This is a genomic window from Kordia sp. (assembly GCF_965224175.1).
GTDB lineage: Bacteria > Bacteroidota > Bacteroidia > Flavobacteriales > Flavobacteriaceae > Kordia.
In genome coordinates this window covers 4,888,552-4,908,389 of record NZ_OZ245041.1, presented here as the reverse complement: position 1 = coordinate 4,908,389, position 19,838 = coordinate 4,888,552, and the positions used below count along the sequence as shown (strand labels likewise).

15 protein-coding genes are annotated in these 19,838 nt (G+C 33.2%); 3 read left to right on the top strand and 12 right to left on the bottom strand.

Going from position 1 to position 19,838, the window contains the following annotated elements:
• The first annotated feature begins 409 nt into the window (after nucleotides 1–409).
• Nucleotides 410–637: a hypothetical protein gene (locus tag ACOQOS_RS21325; protein ID WP_046758217.1), complete on the top strand. Its 228-nt coding sequence runs from the start codon at nucleotides 410–412 to the stop codon at nucleotides 635–637.
• 34 nt (nucleotides 638–671) lie between these two features.
• On the opposite strand, the gene ACOQOS_RS21320 is transcribed toward ACOQOS_RS21325, so the two are convergent.
• The 11 genes from ACOQOS_RS21320 to ACOQOS_RS21270 all read right to left on the bottom strand — a co-directional run bounded on the left by ACOQOS_RS21320 (nucleotide 672) and on the right by ACOQOS_RS21270 (nucleotide 15,899).
• On the bottom strand, nucleotides 672–1,112 hold the full coding sequence (locus ACOQOS_RS21320) for a heavy-metal-associated domain-containing protein (RefSeq protein ID WP_046758216.1): 441 nt from the start codon (nucleotides 1,110–1,112) through the stop codon (nucleotides 672–674).
• 32 nt (nucleotides 1,113–1,144) lie between these two features.
• Nucleotides 1,145–2,923 carry an efflux RND transporter periplasmic adaptor subunit gene (locus ACOQOS_RS21315; RefSeq protein WP_046758215.1) on the bottom strand — a complete coding sequence of 593 codons (1,779 nt, stop codon included), beginning with the start codon at nucleotides 2,921–2,923 and terminating at the stop codon, nucleotides 1,145–1,147.
• Nucleotides 2,913–3,404: a DUF305 domain-containing protein gene (locus ACOQOS_RS21310; RefSeq protein WP_156169075.1), complete on the bottom strand. Its 492-nt coding sequence runs from the start codon at nucleotides 3,402–3,404 to the stop codon at nucleotides 2,913–2,915. The genes ACOQOS_RS21315 and ACOQOS_RS21310 overlap by 11 nt, the downstream gene beginning before the upstream one ends.
• 17 nt (nucleotides 3,405–3,421) lie before the next feature.
• Complete coding sequence (locus tag ACOQOS_RS21305; protein WP_046758213.1) at nucleotides 3,422–4,129, bottom strand: PepSY domain-containing protein; 708 nt, start codon at nucleotides 4,127–4,129, stop codon at nucleotides 3,422–3,424.
• A gap of 1 nt (nucleotide 4,130) precedes the next feature.
• Complete coding sequence (locus ACOQOS_RS21300) at nucleotides 4,131–4,715, bottom strand: DUF2911 domain-containing protein (protein WP_046758212.1); 585 nt, start codon at nucleotides 4,713–4,715, stop codon at nucleotides 4,131–4,133.
• Nucleotides 4,716–4,717: 2 nt separating this feature from the next.
• On the bottom strand, nucleotides 4,718–7,441 hold the full coding sequence (locus ACOQOS_RS21295; RefSeq protein WP_046758211.1) for a heavy metal translocating P-type ATPase: 2,724 nt from the start codon (nucleotides 7,439–7,441) through the stop codon (nucleotides 4,718–4,720).
• A 77-nt stretch (nucleotides 7,442–7,518) separates the two neighbouring features.
• On the bottom strand, nucleotides 7,519–8,076 hold the full coding sequence (locus tag ACOQOS_RS21290) for a helix-turn-helix transcriptional regulator (RefSeq protein WP_046758210.1): 558 nt from the start codon (nucleotides 8,074–8,076) through the stop codon (nucleotides 7,519–7,521).
• Between the two features lie 3 nt (nucleotides 8,077–8,079).
• The gene (locus ACOQOS_RS21285) at nucleotides 8,080–10,395 is read right to left on the bottom strand and encodes a multicopper oxidase domain-containing protein (RefSeq protein ID WP_046758209.1); all 2,316 of its coding nucleotides are present in this window, start codon (nucleotides 10,393–10,395) and stop codon (nucleotides 8,080–8,082) included.
• A 3-nt stretch (nucleotides 10,396–10,398) separates the two neighbouring features.
• Nucleotides 10,399–11,616 carry a TolC family protein gene (locus ACOQOS_RS21280; protein ID WP_046758208.1) on the bottom strand — a complete coding sequence of 406 codons (1,218 nt, stop codon included), beginning with the start codon at nucleotides 11,614–11,616 and terminating at the stop codon, nucleotides 10,399–10,401.
• Nucleotides 11,613–15,374: an efflux RND transporter permease subunit gene (locus tag ACOQOS_RS21275; RefSeq protein WP_420572486.1), complete on the bottom strand. Its 3,762-nt coding sequence runs from the start codon at nucleotides 15,372–15,374 to the stop codon at nucleotides 11,613–11,615. Before ACOQOS_RS21275 ends, ACOQOS_RS21280 begins: the two co-directional genes overlap by 4 nt.
• A gap of 111 nt (nucleotides 15,375–15,485) precedes the next feature.
• Complete coding sequence (locus ACOQOS_RS21270) at nucleotides 15,486–15,899, bottom strand: HYC_CC_PP family protein (protein WP_046758206.1); 414 nt, start codon at nucleotides 15,897–15,899, stop codon at nucleotides 15,486–15,488.
• Nucleotides 15,900–16,569: 670 nt separating this feature from the next.
• On the opposite strand from ACOQOS_RS21270, the gene uvrB reads away from it, so the two are divergent.
• Nucleotides 16,570–18,558 carry an excinuclease ABC subunit UvrB gene (gene uvrB, locus ACOQOS_RS21265; RefSeq protein WP_420572485.1) on the top strand — a complete coding sequence of 663 codons (1,989 nt, stop codon included), beginning with the start codon at nucleotides 16,570–16,572 and terminating at the stop codon, nucleotides 18,556–18,558.
• A 52-nt stretch (nucleotides 18,559–18,610) separates the two neighbouring features.
• Nucleotides 18,611–19,174, top strand: coding sequence for a hypothetical protein (locus tag ACOQOS_RS21260; RefSeq protein ID WP_420572484.1), 564 nt, complete (start codon nucleotides 18,611–18,613; stop codon nucleotides 19,172–19,174).
• 82 nt (nucleotides 19,175–19,256) lie between these two features.
• Here ACOQOS_RS21260 and ACOQOS_RS21255 read toward each other — a convergent pair whose 3' ends face one another.
• The gene (locus tag ACOQOS_RS21255; RefSeq protein ID WP_420572483.1) at nucleotides 19,257–19,643 is read right to left on the bottom strand and encodes a hypothetical protein; all 387 of its coding nucleotides are present in this window, start codon (nucleotides 19,641–19,643) and stop codon (nucleotides 19,257–19,259) included.
• Nucleotides 19,644–19,838: the final 195 nt, after the last annotated feature.

The window sequence follows — 19,838 nt, the reverse complement described above, 5'->3', positions numbered from 1 at the left end:
ACTCAAGAGTTCCCTATAAGTTACCAAAGAATGACTCAGAATTGACTAATATTTTACCAAAGAATACCCTGTAAATGACTTAAAAAATTTAAAAATTCAAATTATTGATTATTAGACCTTTACATGCTTGCATTTTGGTAAACAAGTTTGGTGAGTCACTTTTTACTCAAAACCGTTGAACTCATTATTGGTATTGTAAAAATCTTCTAAAGCTTATATCCTAAATTTGTAATTGGATATTTTTGACTCCTTTCAAATTGTTCAAGTTACAAAAGTGAACAAATGATTTTTAACAACTTCTATTCATCTTTGCTTCATAACGGAATTTAGAGATTCTGAATAATTACAGCATTCAAAGTATAACGCTTTGATCTCCTTAAATAATTTTTTAATTACAAAGCTTTATTTCATGAAAAGAAAAGAAAATTCAATAGAAGGTAAACTCGATTTAGATTCGATAAAATCAGAAATAAAACCCATCATAAACACAAAAGAAATTTTAAAGCATCCAACTACTAAAATTATCATTTCAGGAATTGTTGTTTACGGATTTTTAAGGGTTTCAAAATATTATGTAAGCGCCTATAGCGGATTAGTGAAAGCTGTAAGGGATGCGAAAAGCAACCTTAAAGGGTAATGATCACAAAACCCTTTAAACCACTTTTTCTTAATCAATGATTGTGTTGAGAATGGTCTTCACTTTTATTTTCTCCAGATTGATTCATTGCCATAGTATGGTCATATTTACAACAACCTGGTAAGTTTTTGTAGGCTTCCTCATTACCTGCTACTTTTTCAGTATCATACCCAGATGCAGCAATTGCATTATGGATTGCCATTGCATCTGCTATAGAACTATCAAAAGAGACGTCTATTTTCTTTTTATTTCTATCCCAGTTTGCAGCTGTAACACCATCAATACTATTAGCAGCTTTTTCAATGGTACTTTTACACATACCACAATTACCTCTTACACCAAACGATAAGTCTGTCATCACAACTTCTTTTGAAACTTCTTTAGTAATTGAACTAACTTCTTTTTTTGTGTCGTTTTTACAACTTGTAAAACCTAAAGCTATTATGATAGCTGCACTTAAAATTACTTTCTTCATTTTTTAAAAATTTAATTATTATTTGTGTTTATTTATTTTATTGTTTGTTTTACTTCACCACATTTTAACATTGCATCACCAAAATATGGGTTTCGTATTTGTTCTTCATTACTCAACCAATACGCACCATTATCGTTATCTGCCATCGGGCAAAATTCAACATATACTTTTTCATTAATACCAAAGAGTTGAACTACATTTATTAAACGTGATGATAGATGTTTGAAATGGTCTCTTTGAGCCTTTATATCAGAAGTTTTAGAAATAGATGTTGCAGAAGATCGTATTTCCTTTACTAATGACATCCAATGCGCGTGAGCGTTATTGTCAGATAATAATTTCATATCAACTTTATCTAAATTGTTTAATAAACTTATTGCATTAACTGAAGTGTTTTTTGAATCTTCTTTAACTAGAGCATCTTTTAAATTGATGTAATCATTATAAACAAATTTTAATTGTTTTTGGAATTTCTCTGATACCGTCAATCTTTGGTTCATATTAGTATGGTTACTTTCTTTTTTTGATGCATTATTATCCATTCCTAAATGTCCTTCGTGACCAGTCATTACTTTGCCACCATCTTTATTCATCATTGATTTTTTACCTTGTAATTGAGCTGCTGCATCAACCGTAAATGTTCCGTTAGTCACGATTTCATTTCCAAGAAATAAACCTTCTAAAACTTCATATTCATTACCAATTCGATTACCTAAAACAACTTCACGCATTTCAAAAACGGTTTGGTCTGGATTGATTTTTAAATAGACCACAGAGCGTTCACCAGTCCAAAGTACAGCTGATGCTGGGATTGTTAATACCTCATCATTACTTCTCGAAACTCGTTCAATATTGGCGGTTACAAACATTCCTGGTTTAAATACATCGTTTTTATTAGAAAGCACCACACGTAAGGTTACTGTTCTTGTTTTGGTATTTAAAATTGGGTCAATAAAATCTACTTTCCCTTTGAACTCCTTATTAGCATAAGCGTTTGTAGTCACTAAAACTTCTTGCCCCTTTTTAAACAAATCGATTTGATTTTCATAGACATCAAAGTTTGCCCAAACCGTATTAAGATTTGCAATTTTTAGCAATGGTTGACCTTGTTTTATGTAATCGCCTTGTTCTACTAATTTTTCGGTAACTGTTCCTGAAACAGTAGCATAGACTGGAAAATTTTCTTTTACTTTTCCAGTTTCTTCTATTTGATTAATTTGACTTTCAGAAAGTTTCCACAACTTCAATTTATTACGAACTGCCTTATATAATGCAGGTTGTGATTCCTTTAATGATGAAGCTGTAATCAATTCTTGTTGTGCTGCATACAATTCTGGCGAATAAATGGTTGCTAATAATTGACCATTACGAACTTCCTCGCCTGTAAAACTGACATTCAATCGTTCTATTCTACCCGAAAAATAACTGACTTGTACTGCGTTTGCTTCTTCATTTTCAGCAATTTTACCAGATAATTTGATGGTGTTACCATCAATTTTTCCTTTGCCAACAATAGTTGTCTGAATGTTTGCTAATGCTATCGCATTTTCGGTTAATTTGAATTGGTCTGCCAACAAACCATCTGCACTACTTTCGGCAGGAATTAAATCCATTCCGCAAATAGGACAATCACCTGGTTCTGGTTGCATAATTTGTGGATGCATAGAACAGGTCCACATTTGATTGGTTTCTGTTGTTTCCGTATGATTGTGCTTTGTACTTTCATTGGACGAACTTCCAAATAGCAACCAACCCAAGAGTAAACCTACTACAAGTAAGCCTACGTATATGACTATTTTATTATTTTTCATTCTGTAATCGATTTATCATTGCTTTCATTTCTTCAATTTCCTTTTTCTGTGCTTTAATAATATCTTCTGCTAACTTTTTTACTTCTGGATCTTTAATATCTGCTCTTTCACTTGTTAAGATTGCTATGGAATGATGTGGTATCATACCTTTCATCCATAGTATATCTCCAACTGTTGATTTTTGGTCTCGCACTAATCCTAAAGCACCAAGAAAAAGCACTATACTACCTATGACAATTCCTAAATTCTTCTTTTTATTCTTGTACATATTCTTCATAAAAAAGAACATAATAAGTGCCATAGTAGCAATACCTAAACATACCATATAAAAGCGTGTGAGACTAAACCATACGTGGTCAAATTCATAGGTATTTAAATACATTGTGATGTACATTGCTATAAATGATGCCCCTAACATTAAAAAGAATTTTGTGTAGTTGCTCATTCCGTTTTCGTTGTTTTTGTGTTCTTGTGTGTTCATAATTTTTAGTTTTTATATTAATTTCTTTTCTTTTTCAATTTTCTAATCGTAGGTGAGGAAGTAAACCAAAGTAAAAATCCGCTTAATACAGTAATTAAGCCTAATAGAGAAAAGGCTCTTAAAACTATTGTATTAAAGTTGTCTCTACCTTCATAATCCATAGTGTGCGTCATCCATAAAAAATCGAACCAACGCCAACTACGATGTCTAACGGTTTGAAATTTTCCGTCTTTAACAGATACATAGGCTTTAAGGGCTTCGTCTGTTTTATATGAAATCACATAAGCAGGCAATAGTTTCTCTCTATATTCGTGATGCTTTCCAACCTTATTTATTTGCTCAATAGCGTCTACCTCTAGACCGTTTTTCATATAGTTTTTAGCAATATAGAGTGCTTCTTCCTCTGTGATGATATTCTTTGGGCTTCCATCTATAGCATTATACAACTGCTTGCCATTTACCCAATAATATGGCACGTTACCAATATCTCTTAAAGCGATGGTGTTAACACCTTCAGAAATATTAAGTTGTGATGGACTAATAAGGTTGTTAAATGCTTTAGGCTGGTATTGCATATTTTTAAAATGGTCTCCGTGAATTTCATCAATATCTGTCCAACTAAAATACAGACCACTGATAGTCCAAAACAAAAATTGAATACCCAAAAACAATCCTAAATATCTATGGGTTTTTCTAATTTTTAATGCTGTATGCCTGTTTACCATTTTATTGATTTATTTTGAATGGAAAGCTAATTGTCACCTTTTCCCAAGCAAGAGAAATACTGCCCTCTGTTTCACTAATCTTATTTACTTTATATTCTAAATGCTCTGTAATTTTATCTGAAATACTTGGTGTCACTTTAAATCGTATCACATCATCATTTTCATTATAATCGTCTTTCCCGTGTTGATTCCAGTTTTTATTAATCATTACAGTCCAATTCTCTTTTGAAGGAATCGTGAAAAATCCATATTTTCCTTTTGGAAGCACCTCACCATTTATAATTAAATCTTTATTGGTTTCAATCCAAGTGGCATTATGTGCACCTGCTTGCCAGACATTATCATAACCAACTAATCCACCAAAAATAATTCGTCCTCTAACTCCTGGTGATGAATAGTCTATATGAATATGTGCATCTCCAATCATTGCCATTGAAGATGTATGTGGGCTTAAAGGTTTCTTTTTAGGTGCATCTTCCTTTTCAGTTCGAGTCTGTTGATGGTTGTGCTCTTCTTTTTTCTGTTCTTGATTTTTACAGCTTAAAACTGAAACTGTTAATACAAATACTATTATTAAATTCTTCATAATTATATTTTAATATTTCTTAATCTTAATGCGTTTACTATTACTGAAACAGAACTAAAACTCATTGCTAATGCTGCTATCATTGGCGACAATAAAATGCCAAAGAATGGAAATAATACGCCTGCTGCAATAGGTACTCCTAATGTGTTATAAATAAGTGCAAAAAATAGATTCTGCTTAATATTTTTCATTACGGAATGGCTTAAATTTTTAGCTTTTACTATTCCGTGTAAATTACCTTTCACCAAAGTTATCATTGCACTTTCTATCGCTACATCTGTGCCTGTACCCATTGCAATACCTACATCACTTTTTGCCAATGCTGGTGCATCATTTATACCATCACCTGCCATTGCAACCACTTTTCCCTTTTCTTGCAATTTCTCAACTTCTTTGAGTTTATCTTCTGGTAGCATACTGGCTTTAAAATCTGCAAGATTAAGTTCTGAAGCTACTGCTTGTGCTGTATCGTGATTATCGCCTGTAAGCATTATAACATCAATGCCTTTATCTTGAAGTATTTTAATTGCTTTGGCACTTGTTTCTTTTATTTTATCTCCTATGACTACATAACCAACAACGGTTTTATCTATCGACAAATAAGAAACTGTTTTACCCTGTTGTTGGTAAGATTTAGCTTCGTCTTTCATTTTAGAAGTAATATCTGCTTTGGCATATTCCATCATTTTTGGATTACCTAATGCTACTTTTTTATCGTTTATTATTGCTTCAACACCTTTTCCTGTGATTGCACTAAAGTTTTCAGATTTTATTATTTCAGCATTATGTTCTTTTCCATATTTAACAGTAGCTTCTGCTAATGGGTGTTCACTATTCGTATTTAATGAAACGATATATTGTAGTAGCTCTTTTTCGTTTAGAGTATCACTAAAAACACCTACTGTTTCTACTGTTGGTTTTCCTTCTGTAATTGTTCCTGTTTTATCAACTATAAGTGTATTTACCTTATCCATTTTTTCGAGAGCTTCGGCATTTTTAATCAATACACCGTTTTGAGCACCTTTACCCACGCCAACCATTACCGACATTGGTGTTGCTAAACCTAAAGCACAAGGACAAGCAATGATTAGTACTGCAATTGCATTGACCAATGCATATACATAAGCAGGTTCTGGTCCCCAAATTGCCCATACCATAAATGTGATTATAGAAATAAGAACTACAACTGGTACGAAATAACCTGATACCTTATCTGCTAAATTCTGAATGGGTGCGCGACTTCTACTGGCATCATTAACCATATGAATGATTTGAGATAAAAGCGTATCACTTCCTACTTTTTCCGCTTTCATTAAAAAGGATTGATTCCCATTAATTGTTCCGCTATTTACTTTATCTTGTTGTGATTTGTTTACAGGAATAGGTTCACCTGTAATCATAGATTCGTCAATGGTTGTTTCACCTTCTGTTATCACACCATCTACGGGAATTTTATCGCCTGGTTTTACTTTTAAAATATCATTTAATTCTATCTTATCGATACTGACTTCAACTTCTTCACCATCTATTATTTTTATGGCTTTATTAGGTGCTAACTTTAATAATTCTTTTACTGCCGAATTGGTTTTGCTATGCGCACGAGCTTCTAACAACTGTCCTAAAAGCACCAAGGTTAGAATAACCGTTGCTGCTTCAAAATAGACGTGTACTGCACCTGATTCTGTTTTAAACTGTGATGGAAAGACATCTGGAAATAACATACCAATAACACTAAATAGCCAAGCGACACCAGCACCAATACCAATGAGTGTAAACATATTGAGGTTCCACGTTTTTATACTTCTATAAGCACGTTCAAAGAACATCCAAGTCGCATAAAATACAACTGGAATGGATAAAGCAAACTGAATCCAATTCCAATATTTTTGTTCCATTATATCGTACAATGGATTGTTATTAAGCATTTCGCTCATTGCGATTATAAAAATTGGGAAAGTGAAAACGGATGCTATCCAAAACTTTTTCAATAGTTTTTTATAGGTTTTTTCTTCCGCTGATGCTTCAGGTTCCATTGGTACTAAATCCATCCCGCAAATAGGACAAGAGCCCTCTTCATCTTTTACAACTTCTGGATGCATAGGACACGTCCATTGCTGTTTGTTGATTGTGGTTAGACTTACTTCTTCGACTAAATCCATACCACAAACAGGACAGTCTCCTGGATCATCGTAGGTTTTGTCACCTTCGCAACGCATTGGGCAGTAGAACGTACCTGTGCCTTGTCCTTTTGGTTTTTCTTTTTTCTCTTGATTAGCATCAGGTCTTTGACCTGCTTTAAAAATGCTATATGTTCCCCCATCTTTTTCTAAAACCTCTTGAAACTTTTCAATTAGTATTTCTGGTTTCATATATATAGTAGCTTCGGCATTTTTTAAATTGACTGAAACACTTTTAACACCTTCAACAGAAGAAAGTGTTTTTTCTACATGAGCCTTACAGCCATTGCAGGTCATCCCATTAACTGGAAAAGTTCTTGTGATTAAGCCATTACCTTTATTTGGATGAATATGATATTTTGCTTTTTTTTCTTGTAGCGCTTTTTCAAAATTGTCTATTGAAATATGCGCTGTCATTTCTATGGTTGCTGTTGATGTTTCAAAATCAATCTCCACATTTTCTACTCCTTCCACTTCTGACAAAGCATTATTAACAGTTCTCATACATCCTTTGCAGGTCATTCCTTGAATTTGATATTTGTGTTTCATTTTTTCATTTTTTAAAAGTTTAACTCACAAAATTATTTTGACTGTATATTTTAAGCTTTTCTAATATTGGATACTTTTTATACAATTTTGTCCAAAGTTTTTCTGGTATCAATTTGTAAGCTCTTATAATCTGTCATAGACATACCTGTTATTTGTTTAAATTGTTTTGCTAAATGACTACTATTTTTATAATTTAAAGTGTAAGCGATTTCAGAAAAATTTAGTTTTTGCATTTGAATTAATTCTTTAACCTTTTCAATTTTTAGATTGATATAATACTTCTCTATGGTTATTCCTTCGTTTTTACTAAATGTTTTACTTAATGTTGTGTAACTTTTTCCTATTTCATTTTCGAGATAGGTTACAATAGTGTTGTCATTACTATTTTCTACATACTGAATTAGTTTTATCTTGATTTTTTCAATCAATGTATCTACTGGGTCTTTAATTAGTTCAAAACCCAAATCTTTAAGTTGTTTATCAAGCTTTTGATAGTTTATCTCTACCTTTTTATCAATTGTGATTTTACCAAGTTGTATGGTTTTGACTTCAATATTTTGATTATTGAATACATTAAGTATCGCCATTTTACAACGGTTACATACCATATTTTTTATGTAAAGATATTTTTTCATTAATTAAAATCTTGCCAAAAGACCACCACCCCAGCCATAACGATTATTGTAGTTTGCTTGTATTGAAAAATTTCTTGATAGTATATAAGAAAGACCTACTAACCATTGTGTTTCACTCTCAAAAGAACTGCCTCCTAAATCATTGACCCATCCAAAGTCTGCTCTATATTCGTATTCTCCCTCGAGGAAAATTCTTGGAAATAGGTAAAGTTCTCTATCAAGTCTTATCCTTGGGCGTAGCTGATTGTCCATACTCACATCTACATTGAACCTGTAGGGTGTAAAGTATTTTACACCAACAAGACCCACCGTATTGAACTCATCAAAGGAATTTGGTATTTCAGTTTCTGTATTCACTCCTACATAGAGACGTAACCAGTCATTAAGGTATCTGTCATAATTTATTTCGGCTTCAAGGTTTTTGTCATAATCAAACTCTGCCCTTAAACCAAATCCATTGCGGATATTGCTTGACATTAAAAAGAGTTCATTAAAATTTGAACCTCCACGCAACAATCCCCAAGAATAATAATGGTCTGTTTCATCAATTAATTTTTGAACAGGGAAATCTTTCATTCTTTCATCACGTGGCGTATCATAACTAAAAATACGAGCCATACCACCCATCATGTGATATAAAATGTGACAATGGAAAAACCAATCTCCGTATTCTTCATTATAAAACTCAATGACTACTTTTTGCATTGGTGGTACATTAACGGTATGTTTTAATGGGGAACGCTCTCCGTTTTCGTTAATTACCCTAAAATAGTGACCATGTAAATGCATTGGGTGGTGCATCATAGTAAGGTTATTGAAAGTAATACGAGTTACTTCGTTACTTTTAATTTTTATTTTATCAGTCTCTGAAAGAGGTACACCATTCATACTCCATATATATCGTTGCATATTTCCTGTAAGATTTAATAAAATATCATTTACAGGTAGGTCTGCATTGTAAGCCGTTTTTTCTTTTGCTTTTAAATGATTGTAATTAAAATAGTTTTTACGGTTTTCATAATTAAAAGAAGAGGTGTCTTTTGACATTTTGGACATATTATGATATTTGTGTGCATTTTTGTTATCCATCTTCATGTCCATTGAGTTATTCATTTGATCTTTATTCATAGACATCTTGTCGCTCATACTCATCTTCATCTTGCCATCTTTCATATTCATTTGCATGCCATAATTCTCTTTAAGATATTCAGGTGTTTTTTTGTTTTTATTACCAATTGTGGCAGGTGCCCCCATCTTCATATCCATTTTAGACATTTGTTTCATCATCTCTATTTTATCAGGTCTATCTATAGTTTTAGCAGGAAATAATGTTCCTTTTCCTATATGAAGTGATGTGTGTCCTGAACCGTCTTGTGCTGTTGCAGTAACCTCTAAAGTTCCTTCTGGAATGGTAACAATAACATCATAGGTTTCGGCAACACCAAAAAGAAAACGCTCTTTTAAAGTTGGAACAACATCTACACCATCACTTGACACCATCATCGGATTACCAGTCCCAAAATCCATCCAATAGTAAGTCGATGCAGAAGCATTTATAAAACGTAAGCGTACTTTTTCTCCTGATTTGAAATCTGGATATTTTGCCGTTTTTTTACCATTAGTTAAAAAAGCAGGATAATAAATGTCTGCAATATCTGCACCTTCCATTCTATCGCGCCAAAACTTAAATTGTGCGCCCAATGCACCTTCTTTTATAACTCTACTTAATGGTACAGCTGTCCCTTTTTTTACTTGATACCATTCGTTACCTCGTTTAAGGTTACGAAGCACATTCATTGGCTTTTCATAAGTCCAATCAGATAATAAAACAACTAAGTCTTTATCATACTCTAATACTTTTTCTTTTGGGTGAATGACTATAGATCCGTAAACTCCTTTCTGTTCTTGTAACATTGTATGAGAATGATACCAGTAGGTTCCCGATTGGTTGATAGGAATTCTATATTGAAATGTGGTGCCTGCTTTAATAGGTGGTGTGGTTAAATAGGGCACACCGTCATAAAAATTAGGAAGAATTAAACCGTGCCAATGAACAGAAGTTTCCACATCCATTTTGTTGGTAACATTAATAATGGCAAGGTCTCCTTCATTAAACTCTAAAGTAGGTCCAGGAATACTTCCATTAATAGTCATAGCATTTGCGCTTACGCCTCCAAGTGTCATTTTATTTTCTTCAATAGTTAGGTTATATTCTTTTATATTTCTTCCTTCTTCTTTTCTGTCATCGCCATTTGTTCCTACTTGGGCAAATGCAATTGATGTTAGGAATAAAAGAAGTATTGTATTAATGGTTTTCATTGTTTACTGAATTAAATAATTAATAATCGTCGTTTGGATGAAATAAGATTTAATAGATTCTATTTGATTTATTTGAAACTTTAATTGTAGCTCTTGAATGTCTAAAACATCATTAAAATCAATCGTTCCTGTTTCGTAGCTTTTGATTAAAATTTCTTCAGCATCTTTGGCTTGTTTTAAGTTCTTGGTTTGCGTAGCATAACTTATTCTTGCAGAAATTCGTTCATTAATCGCTTTACTTAAAAGCGTTTCCAAAGTGTTTAATCGTTCTTGTTTTTGAGCTGTTATTTCTTGCTGTTCTAACTCATTTTGCTTAGTTTGAGATTTATATTTTTTATTAAAAATTGGGATTGACACCGAAACCATTGGCATCACAATATCTTTACCGTTATCCGAGAAATTCATATCTGGTCTTTCAGAAACATTGATGTAGTCTAATCCAAAACCAATCATAGGACTGCTTTCTTTTTGGTTAAGTAATTCTGATTTTTCTATAGATTGATAAAGTTTGTCAAACTTTACTAATTCAGGATGTATAGATAAGTTTTCGGAATTAAATTTAAAGTCTTTCATTGGAATTGTTAAACTATCTAAAACCGATACATTTATTGTATTATCTCTATTTAAAAAGTTATTAAAATTAGTTTGTTCTGCTAAATACTTTCGTTGCAATACGTTTTTTAATTGTCTCAAATCGTTTTGTCGTATTTGTAAACGCAATACATCTACTGCGGATGCTTTACCAACTTCAACAAATGTTAAAGCCATTGTTTCGTAAGTTTCTAAAAGTTTAATATTATCACTTATTACATGCTGTTTTGCTTGGTTGGCATACAGATCGTAATAGGATTGTGATACCGAAGCCATTAATTTACGTTTTGCAATAACAATGTCTTGATATTTGGTGTCTGCCAATGCTGATATATAATCTTCACGCGAGCTAATAGTACCAAACCAAGGTAGCATTTGTTTAGCTGAAACCTTAAATCGTTGTGAACCAGTTCTTGTTTCAGGCTCGCTCACAAAATAGCCAACACCAAATTCTGTATTAGGAAGTGTGTTTACTTCGTTCACTTTTTCAGAAACTCTTTTGTATTGTATTTCAAATTTTTGAATTTCTGGATTATTGGCTAGTGCTTCATTTATTAGTATTTCTAATTGTTGAGCATTAGAAGTACTAAAAGCTAATAAACCAATAAGTGTATAAATTATTTTATTCATTTGTTTGCCCTTTTCAATTTAAACTCTTCTCTCCAGCTATATAATACTGGTACAATAAAATAAGAGGTAATGTCTATAACCATTCCTCCAAATATTGGAATCGCCATAGGTATCATAATATCACTTCCTTTTCCTGTGGATGTTAATACTGGTATCAGCGCCAAAATGGTAGTAACTGTTGTCATTAAACACGGACGAATACGTTTTTCGGCTGCTTGCAAAGCGGAAGTTCTAATGCTCTTTTTATCGGCAGGTTTTTCTCGCTCAAAAGTTTGCGTGAGGTATGTTGCCATAACGACACCATCATCTGTTGCAATACCGAATAGAGCTATGAAACCTACCCAAACCGCCACACTTAAATTGATGGTTTTCATATTGAAAAGTTCCCTCATATTTTCTCCAAACAAACTAAAATTGAAAAACCAATCTTGACCGTAAAGCCATAGCATAATAAAACCACCTGCAAATGCAACCGTTATTCCTGTAAATACCATTAGTGACGTAGTAACAGATTTGAACTGGAAATACAGAATCAAGAAAATAATAGCAAGTGCTAATGGAACGACAACGGACAATGTTTTTTCTGCTCGTAACTGATTTTCGTAAGTTCCTGTGAATTTATAACTAATGCCTTTAGGAACAGTTAATTCTCCTGAATCTATTTTCTGCTGAAACAATGCTTGTGCATTTTCAACAACATCCACTTCTGCAAACCCATCTAATTTATCAAACAACACGTAGCCAACTAAAAAGGTATCCTCACTTTTAATTACCTGCGGACCTTGCTCATACCTAATCGTCGCTAATTCGCTTAATGGAATAGGGCTTCCTTTTTCAACAGGAATATAAATACCTTTTATTTCGTCTGGATTACCACGCAACTCTCTTGGATAACGTACTCTAACAGCATAACGCTCTCTACCTTCAACCGTTTGCGTTAAAGCCATGCCACCTATTGCAACCTTTAGCACGTTTTGCACATCTTCAATTGACACACCATAACGTGCTATCTTTTCCCTATCAATATCAATGAGCAAATACGGTTTACCAACAATTCTATCTGCAAAAACAGCTTCAACCTTAACACCTTCTGCCTGTTTCAAAAGACTTTCTAATTGCAAACCAAACGCTTCAATTTGTTTTAAATCTTGTCCTTTTACTTTTATTCCCATTGGTGCTCGCATACCTGTTTGAAGCATTACCAACCTGGTTTCTATGGGTTGTAATTTTGGTGCGGAAGTAACGCCTGGCAATTTGGTAACTCTAACAATTTCATTCCAAATATCGTCTGGTGATTGTATTTCTGGTCGCCAATTCCTGTAGTATTCTCCATTATCGTCTTCAATTAGTTGAGACCTTTGGACATTAAATAAAGTTGATTTGATTATCACTTTGTTCTCGACTGCGCTCGAACTGACAGCTATATTTTCGTTATGAATTAAACGACCATCTTTTAATTTAAATAAACCGTCCTCATTTACTTTGTAACGTTGCCTTTTTCCTTCGGAATTTCGCATATATTCAGATTTGTACTTAATCATATTTTCATACATCGACAAAGGTGCTGGGTCTAAAGCCGATTCTGTTCGACCAGCTTTTCCAACTACGGTTTCAATTTCTGGAATAGTAGCTACTGCCATATCTAATTGTTGAAGCACTCTTTTGTTTTCTTCAACACCAGAATGTGGTAATGAGGTTGGCATTAATAAAAATGAACCTTCATTTAAAGATGGCATAAATTCTTTTCCAGTATTGTTCATTATCCAAATACCAGAAATAAGCACGGTAGTTGGTATCATTAAAAACAAAAGTTTGTTTGCTAAAGCCCAGTTTAAAATCTGTCCATAATACCTTCTGAAAATTGAAAATATTCCTAAAATTCCGAAGCAAATAATCGCTACAAAAATTAAGTTAATGAAGATGCTTCTGTCAAAACCTAGCGGTCTCCAATATTCAGTAAGTAAGAATACAATAGCAGCACAAGAGATGACAATATTAATAAGATTACTATTCTTTTTGTTCAGTTTTCCCGAAACTCCTAATAAACCTGTAACACCAAAAGCAATTAAAACTATACCTAACCAATATCCAACACCTATAATTGCGATTCCAGCAATTATTAAAGCACCATTTAAAATATGCTTAAAAGAATTTTTAAGTGATGTTTTTCTGAATAAATAAGCTGCAAATGGTGGAATTAAAAACAATGCAATGACTAAAGATGCTGATAACGCCATCGTTTTGGTAAAAGCAAGTGGTCTGAACAGTTTTCCTTCTGCACCAATCATTGTAAACACAGGAACAAAGCTGATAATTGTAGTTAATACCGCAGTTAAAATCGCTCCAGAAACTTCGGCTGTGGCATTATAAACCACTTCATTTGTAGTTAACTCTGTACCATCTTCTCGTAATCGTAATTTGTCATCATCGAGATGGCGAATCATATTTTCTGCTAGAATGACGCCTACATCTACCATAGTTCCAATAGCAATAGCAATACCAGAAAGTGCTACAATATTGGCGTCTACGTTAAACAGTTTCATAGTAACAAAAACCATTAAGACTGCAACAGGTAACAATCCAGAAATTAAAATAGAAGCTCTTAAATTGAAAACCATAACAATAATAACCAAAATGGTAATTAATATTTCTAGTGTCAATGCTTCATTAAGCGTGTCTAATGTTTCTTCAATAAGCTCTGTACGGTCATAGAAAGGAACGACTGTTAATTGAGATGTTCGTCCATCTGCCAATACTTTTGTTGGTAATCCACCTTTCAGTTCATCAATTTGCGCCTTTACATTGTTAATGACTTCCATTGGATTTGCTCCATATCGTGCCACTACAACACCACCAACCACTTCCGCACCTTCTTTATCTAATAAACCTCTTCGCGTTGCTGGACCTAATGATACTTTACCAATGTCTTTGATCTTAATTGAAGTAAAATCCTCTGAAGTCACTACAGCGTTTTCAATATCTTCAACAGATTTCACATAACCCAAACCACGTACTAAATATTCAGCTTGATTAATTTCTATAGTCTGCGCACCAATATCTTGATTGTTACTTTTTACCGCTTTTACAATCTGGTTTAAGTTAATGTTATATTGACGCATTAATTCTGGATTGACATCCACTTGATACTCCTGAACATAACCACCAATGGAAGCGACTTCAGAAACACCACTTGCAGAGGATAGCGCATATTTCACATAGTAATCTTGAATACTGCGTAATTCTTGTAAATCCCAACCACCAGTAACATTTCCGTTTTCATCACGTCCTTCAAGTGTGTACCAAAATATTTGTCCCAAACCTGTTGCATCTGGACCCAAAGCAGGATTAACACCTTCTGGTAATAAACCGCTTGATAATGAGTTTAGTTTTTCGAGAATACGACTTCTACTCCAGTAAAATTCTATGTCTTCTTCAAAAATGATGTAGATACTTGAAAAACCAAACATAGACGAACTACGAATGGTTTTTACTCCAGGAATACCTAACAAAGATGTTGTTAGTGGATAGGTAATTTGGTCTTCTATATCTTGTGGTGAACGACCATCCCACTTTGTAAATACAATTTGTTGATTTTCACCTATATCTGGTATGGCATCTACGGCTACAGGATTGCTTGGTAAAAATCCTGTATCCCAATTGAAAGGTGCATTTACTGTTCCCCATCCTACGAAAAGAACGAGTAGTAGTACTGCAACGAGTTTATTCTCTATAAGAAATTTGATTGCTTTATTAAGCATATAGTTTGATTATTAAACAGTTAGACATTGATGTTAGGAAAACACCGAATACAGTAAATTATCCTTATAAACTTATAAAGCCATAGGATAAAACAGTCTATTGTTTAAAAATCAAATTAAGTATGTCTCGTCAATCTTGTAGATACGCCTTATAACGAGTGGCGGTTTATATTCTTCGTAAGAAGATACATTGTTATCTAAACCTTCAAAGAGGTAAATATAGGTATGGACAAATGAAGCAATAAATACCTGTTGCTCAAACGTAATTTTGTCAAATTGCAGTTGTAATTCGTCCTGACCTTCTATTGCTAATTGTTTATCATCGCAACATTTTTTTTTAGTAATAGAGCATCCTTCGGTAGAGGGTTTTTCCATCTCCATACCGCAACCTTTGTCTTTATTAAAAATAGATGTTTCAACTAAGGTATCTCCGCAATAGTGTAAATTGATGGTAAATGACATTGTAGATACAAAAACTACAAATGCCATAATTATAACGAATATTTTGTTTAGAACCTTGTTCATCTTATTGCAAATGTACAAATTTTAATTAAACTCGACGTTTTTAAAAGTGAATTTAATACCCAAAAAAAGTAAAAATTGTTATTGTAAATTCATATTCATTTGTAAACTTTTTAGCTTTATTACTCAACTTACATATATTTTTTTGTCCAAATTCTTTGTTTTTTTGATGGTAAAAACTTTTAAAGTACTAAAAAGCGATTATTAGCAGAAATCCAATTTTAACTTTTTTAAAGTTTTTTTGCGTATTTTAATCAAAAAATTTTAAATAAAAATTTCAAAAAATCAGAATCACATATTTTTTTATTTAAAATTTACGGGAATTATTTAAGTTTTTATGATTGTCTAGTCCTAAATAACCGATACAGATACTTGATAAAATTCTGTCTTGATATTTAATAAGGTGGGGGTGATTTTTTTTAATTCAAATAAACAAAGAAAATTAAAGATTTATCCATATTTTTGAAACATATAACTTAATAAAATAAGAATACAAAAACGAATACGATTCAGCGTTAACCTGGCATTCTGCTTTTATTTACACATCTAACTATCAGTAGGTTATGATTTTTTAGATATAAAAGGAAAAGCCGAAAGCCTGACCGTAATAGTCACTGAATACAATAGAAGTGAACTATTACGGTAACGCCCAAAAACACAAAGCAAATATTGTATGAAGTTTAAAATAGTATCTGATTTTTCTCCTATGGGAGATCAGCCGCAAGCGATAGAAGAATTAGTTTCTGGAATTGAAAGTAACGAACAATACCAAACCTTGTTAGGAGTTACTGGTTCAGGAAAAACATTTACAGTTGCCAATGTGATTGAAAAAGTGGAACGACCAACGCTTATTTTGGCACACAACAAAACCTTAGCGGCTCAGTTATACTCAGAATTCAAGCAATTTTTCCCTGAAAACGCAGTGGAATACTTTGTGTCATACTACGATTATTACCAGCCTGAAGCTTATATTCCAACTTCAGGAACGTATATAGAAAAGGATTTATCGATTAACGAAGAGATTGAAAAGCTACGATTGAGCACGACTTCTTCCCTACTTTCTGGACGCCGTGATGTAATTGTAATTGCTTCTGTGTCTTGCCTGTATGGTATTGGAAATCCAATAGAATTTCAGAAAAATGTCATTAAACTAGAACGTGATCAAGTAATTTCAAGAACGAAATTGCTACATCGTTTGGTGCAAAGCTTGTATTCACGTACCGAAGCTGACTTTTTGCACGGTTCGTTTCGTGTAAAAGGTGATGTTGTAGATATTTATCCTGGATATGCTGACTTTGCCTTTAGAATTCACTTTTTTGGGGATGAAATTGAAGAAATCGAATCCTTTGATCCTGCCACAAATACAGTATTGGAAAAGTACGAGCAACTTACTATTTATCCCGCAAATATGTTTGTGACTTCGCCAGAAGTATTACAAAATGCCATTCACCAGATTCAGGAAGATATGGTGAAGCAGGTAGATTATTTTAAAGAAATTGGGAAACATTTAGAAGCAAAACGTTTGGAAGAACGTACAAATTTTGACTTAGAAATGATTCGTGAGTTAGGATATTGTTCTGGAATTGAAAACTATTCAAGATATTTAGATGGTCGTGCTCCTGGAACGCGTCCTTTCTGCTTATTAGATTATTTTCCAGATGATTATTTAATGGTCGTTGATGAAAGTCATGTAACTATTTCGCAAGTGCATGCCATGTATGGCGGCGATAGAAGTCGTAAAGAAAATCTAGTAGAATACGGTTTTCGCTTGCCTGCCGCAATGGACAACAGACCTTTAAAGTTTGAGGAGTTTGAAGCCATTCAAAATCAAGTGATTTATGTAAGTGCAACGCCTGCCGATTATGAACTTCATAAAACGGAAGGTGTATATGCGGAACAAGTTATTCGTCCAACAGGATTATTAGATCCGATCATTGAAGTTCGTCCGAGTTTGAATCAAATTGATGATTTAGTAGAAGAAATTCATCAACGAACAGAAAAAGATGAGCGTGTTTTAGTGACAACTTTGACCAAACGAATGGCAGAAGAATTAACGAAATACTTATCACGAATTCAAATCCGCTGTCGCTACATTCACAGTGATGTAGATACCTTGGAACGTGTACAAATCATGCAGGATTTACGAAAAGGACTTTTTGATGTATTGATTGGTGTAAACTTACTTCGTGAAGGACTCGATTTACCAGAAGTATCTTTAGTTGCGATTTTAGATGCCGATAAAGAAGGGTTTTTACGCTCAGCGCGATCGCTAACACAAACTGTTGGTAGAGCTGCCAGAAACGTAAATGGAAAAGCAATTATGTATGCCGATAAGATTACGAAAAGTATGCAAAAAACAATTGATGAAACTGCATATCGAAGAGAAAAACAGATTGCGTACAACACAAAACACAATATTACTCCAAAAGGACTCAACAAATCATTGAACAATGCACTGAGCAAAGACGAAAGTTTGGCTTGGGAAGATGAAATTCAAACAAAAATGGCTGCTGAACCAGATTTAGAATACATGAACAAGGCAGACATTGAAAAGTTGATTCGCGAGAAGCGAAAAGCCATGGAAACTGCTGCCAAAGAATTAAATTTTATGGACGCAGCTAAATATCGTGATGAAATTAAACTGTTGCAGGAGAAACTGTAACAAAGCTACCTTTGATCCTACAAATTAGTTGATCAAATCAGCGTATACATGTATGAACATTAAAGAAATATTTACAAAACTTACGGGATATGTACTCATAGGTACTTTAGTATTGTCAATTAGCTTCCTTGTTGTCGGTATCAAATCTTCTCCAATAAATTGGATTTTTATAAGTATTGGAATTGTAATTTTTGCTCCTTTTGGGATATACTTATTGTATACAAAACATACGCTTACTAAAGAAAATGATCGTATATACAATGCACATGTACGCAAGTTAAAAACGAATGGCAGTCGAGTTATTGTGATACTAAATGAAGCAGAAATCAATGAGAAAAAACATATACAGACAAAAACTGTAGTAAGCGGTGAAGCGGCTGCACTCAATGAAATTTCTGGGTATGGAGCGCATAATGAAACACAAATTACTCACACTTATTGTGAAGTTACTTTTAAAGTGTCATATGCACAAAAAACATTGTTTTTAAAGCAAACTATTGACAAAGACGAAACATCTGTTCGAATGTATTTCTACATGCAAAAAGAAACTGTAGCTTATCTTGATCCTTATGATCCTGAATACTATTATATAGATTTAGAATTTATCGAAAATTAAAAAACGTAAAAGATTCTGTAATGGCAAATTTCACTTCCTCTTTTACGTTTTCACAACAATTATATATACTAAACAAATTCTCTTAAGGTTGATACAACTCTAATGTTCCCAAAACAATAGACTGTGTTGTTCCGTCATTATTAACATACGACCTAACGCCTGAAAGCATTAGTGTATTTTGAGTTGTATAAAATCCGTTCCAAAAATCAATAATACAGTACGGAAATCCATCAGGACGCACCGAAGCTGTAAAATTTATATTAAATGGCGCTGTTCCGCTTCCGCCTTCACTATTATTTACCCAAGCATAACCTCCAATTTTCCCGCTTACTGTTATTGCTCCTTTTGGTGTAAAATTGTGTTTGTATGTTCCCTGAATTTCTCCAATAGAAGGATCTACAGATGAAATTGTAATTTCTACAGTACCATCAAGAGATGAATAAGTAGCTAATTTTGGGATAGTTGCCATTTTTAATAGAACGGTTTTTATTGATGGTATAAAAATAAGAGAACATACTAGTTTTATCGCGCGTATTATTTCGGAAACTAAAAAACACGTAGAATTACTTACATACTATTTGCTAAGATCGTATGAACACAAATCGTTAATAATTCCCTAAAATTCAGCATTCGCCTCTCATCTCAAATTCAATTTTCATTTTTA

Excerpts from the sequence above, each read along its gene's own strand:
- ACOQOS_RS21325 (WP_046758217.1), top strand. The coding sequence starts at position 410 with ATGAAAAGAAAAGAAAATTCAATAGAAGGTAAACTCGATTTAGATTCG.
- ACOQOS_RS21320 (WP_046758216.1), bottom strand. The coding sequence starts at position 1,112 with ATGAAGAAAGTAATTTTAAGTGCAGCTATCATAATAGCTTTAGGTTTT.
- ACOQOS_RS21315 (WP_046758215.1), bottom strand. The coding sequence starts at position 2,923 with ATGAAAAATAATAAAATAGTCATATACGTAGGCTTACTTGTAGTAGGT.
- ACOQOS_RS21310 (WP_156169075.1), bottom strand. The coding sequence starts at position 3,404 with ATGAACACACAAGAACACAAAAACAACGAAAACGGAATGAGCAACTAC.
- ACOQOS_RS21305 (WP_046758213.1), bottom strand. The coding sequence starts at position 4,129 with ATGGTAAACAGGCATACAGCATTAAAAATTAGAAAAACCCATAGATAT.
- ACOQOS_RS21300 (WP_046758212.1), bottom strand. The coding sequence starts at position 4,715 with ATGAAGAATTTAATAATAGTATTTGTATTAACAGTTTCAGTTTTAAGC.
- ACOQOS_RS21295 (WP_046758211.1), bottom strand. The coding sequence starts at position 7,441 with ATGAAACACAAATATCAAATTCAAGGAATGACCTGCAAAGGATGTATG.
- ACOQOS_RS21290 (WP_046758210.1), bottom strand. The coding sequence starts at position 8,076 with ATGAAAAAATATCTTTACATAAAAAATATGGTATGTAACCGTTGTAAA.
- ACOQOS_RS21285 (WP_046758209.1), bottom strand. The coding sequence starts at position 10,395 with ATGAAAACCATTAATACAATACTTCTTTTATTCCTAACATCAATTGCA.
- ACOQOS_RS21280 (WP_046758208.1), bottom strand. The coding sequence starts at position 11,616 with ATGAATAAAATAATTTATACACTTATTGGTTTATTAGCTTTTAGTACT.
- ACOQOS_RS21275 (WP_420572486.1), bottom strand. The coding sequence starts at position 15,374 with ATGCTTAATAAAGCAATCAAATTTCTTATAGAGAATAAACTCGTTGCA.
- ACOQOS_RS21270 (WP_046758206.1), bottom strand. The coding sequence starts at position 15,899 with ATGAACAAGGTTCTAAACAAAATATTCGTTATAATTATGGCATTTGTA.
- uvrB (WP_420572485.1), top strand. The coding sequence starts at position 16,570 with ATGAAGTTTAAAATAGTATCTGATTTTTCTCCTATGGGAGATCAGCCG.
- ACOQOS_RS21260 (WP_420572484.1), top strand. The coding sequence starts at position 18,611 with ATGAACATTAAAGAAATATTTACAAAACTTACGGGATATGTACTCATA.
- ACOQOS_RS21255 (WP_420572483.1), bottom strand. The coding sequence starts at position 19,643 with ATGGCAACTATCCCAAAATTAGCTACTTATTCATCTCTTGATGGTACT.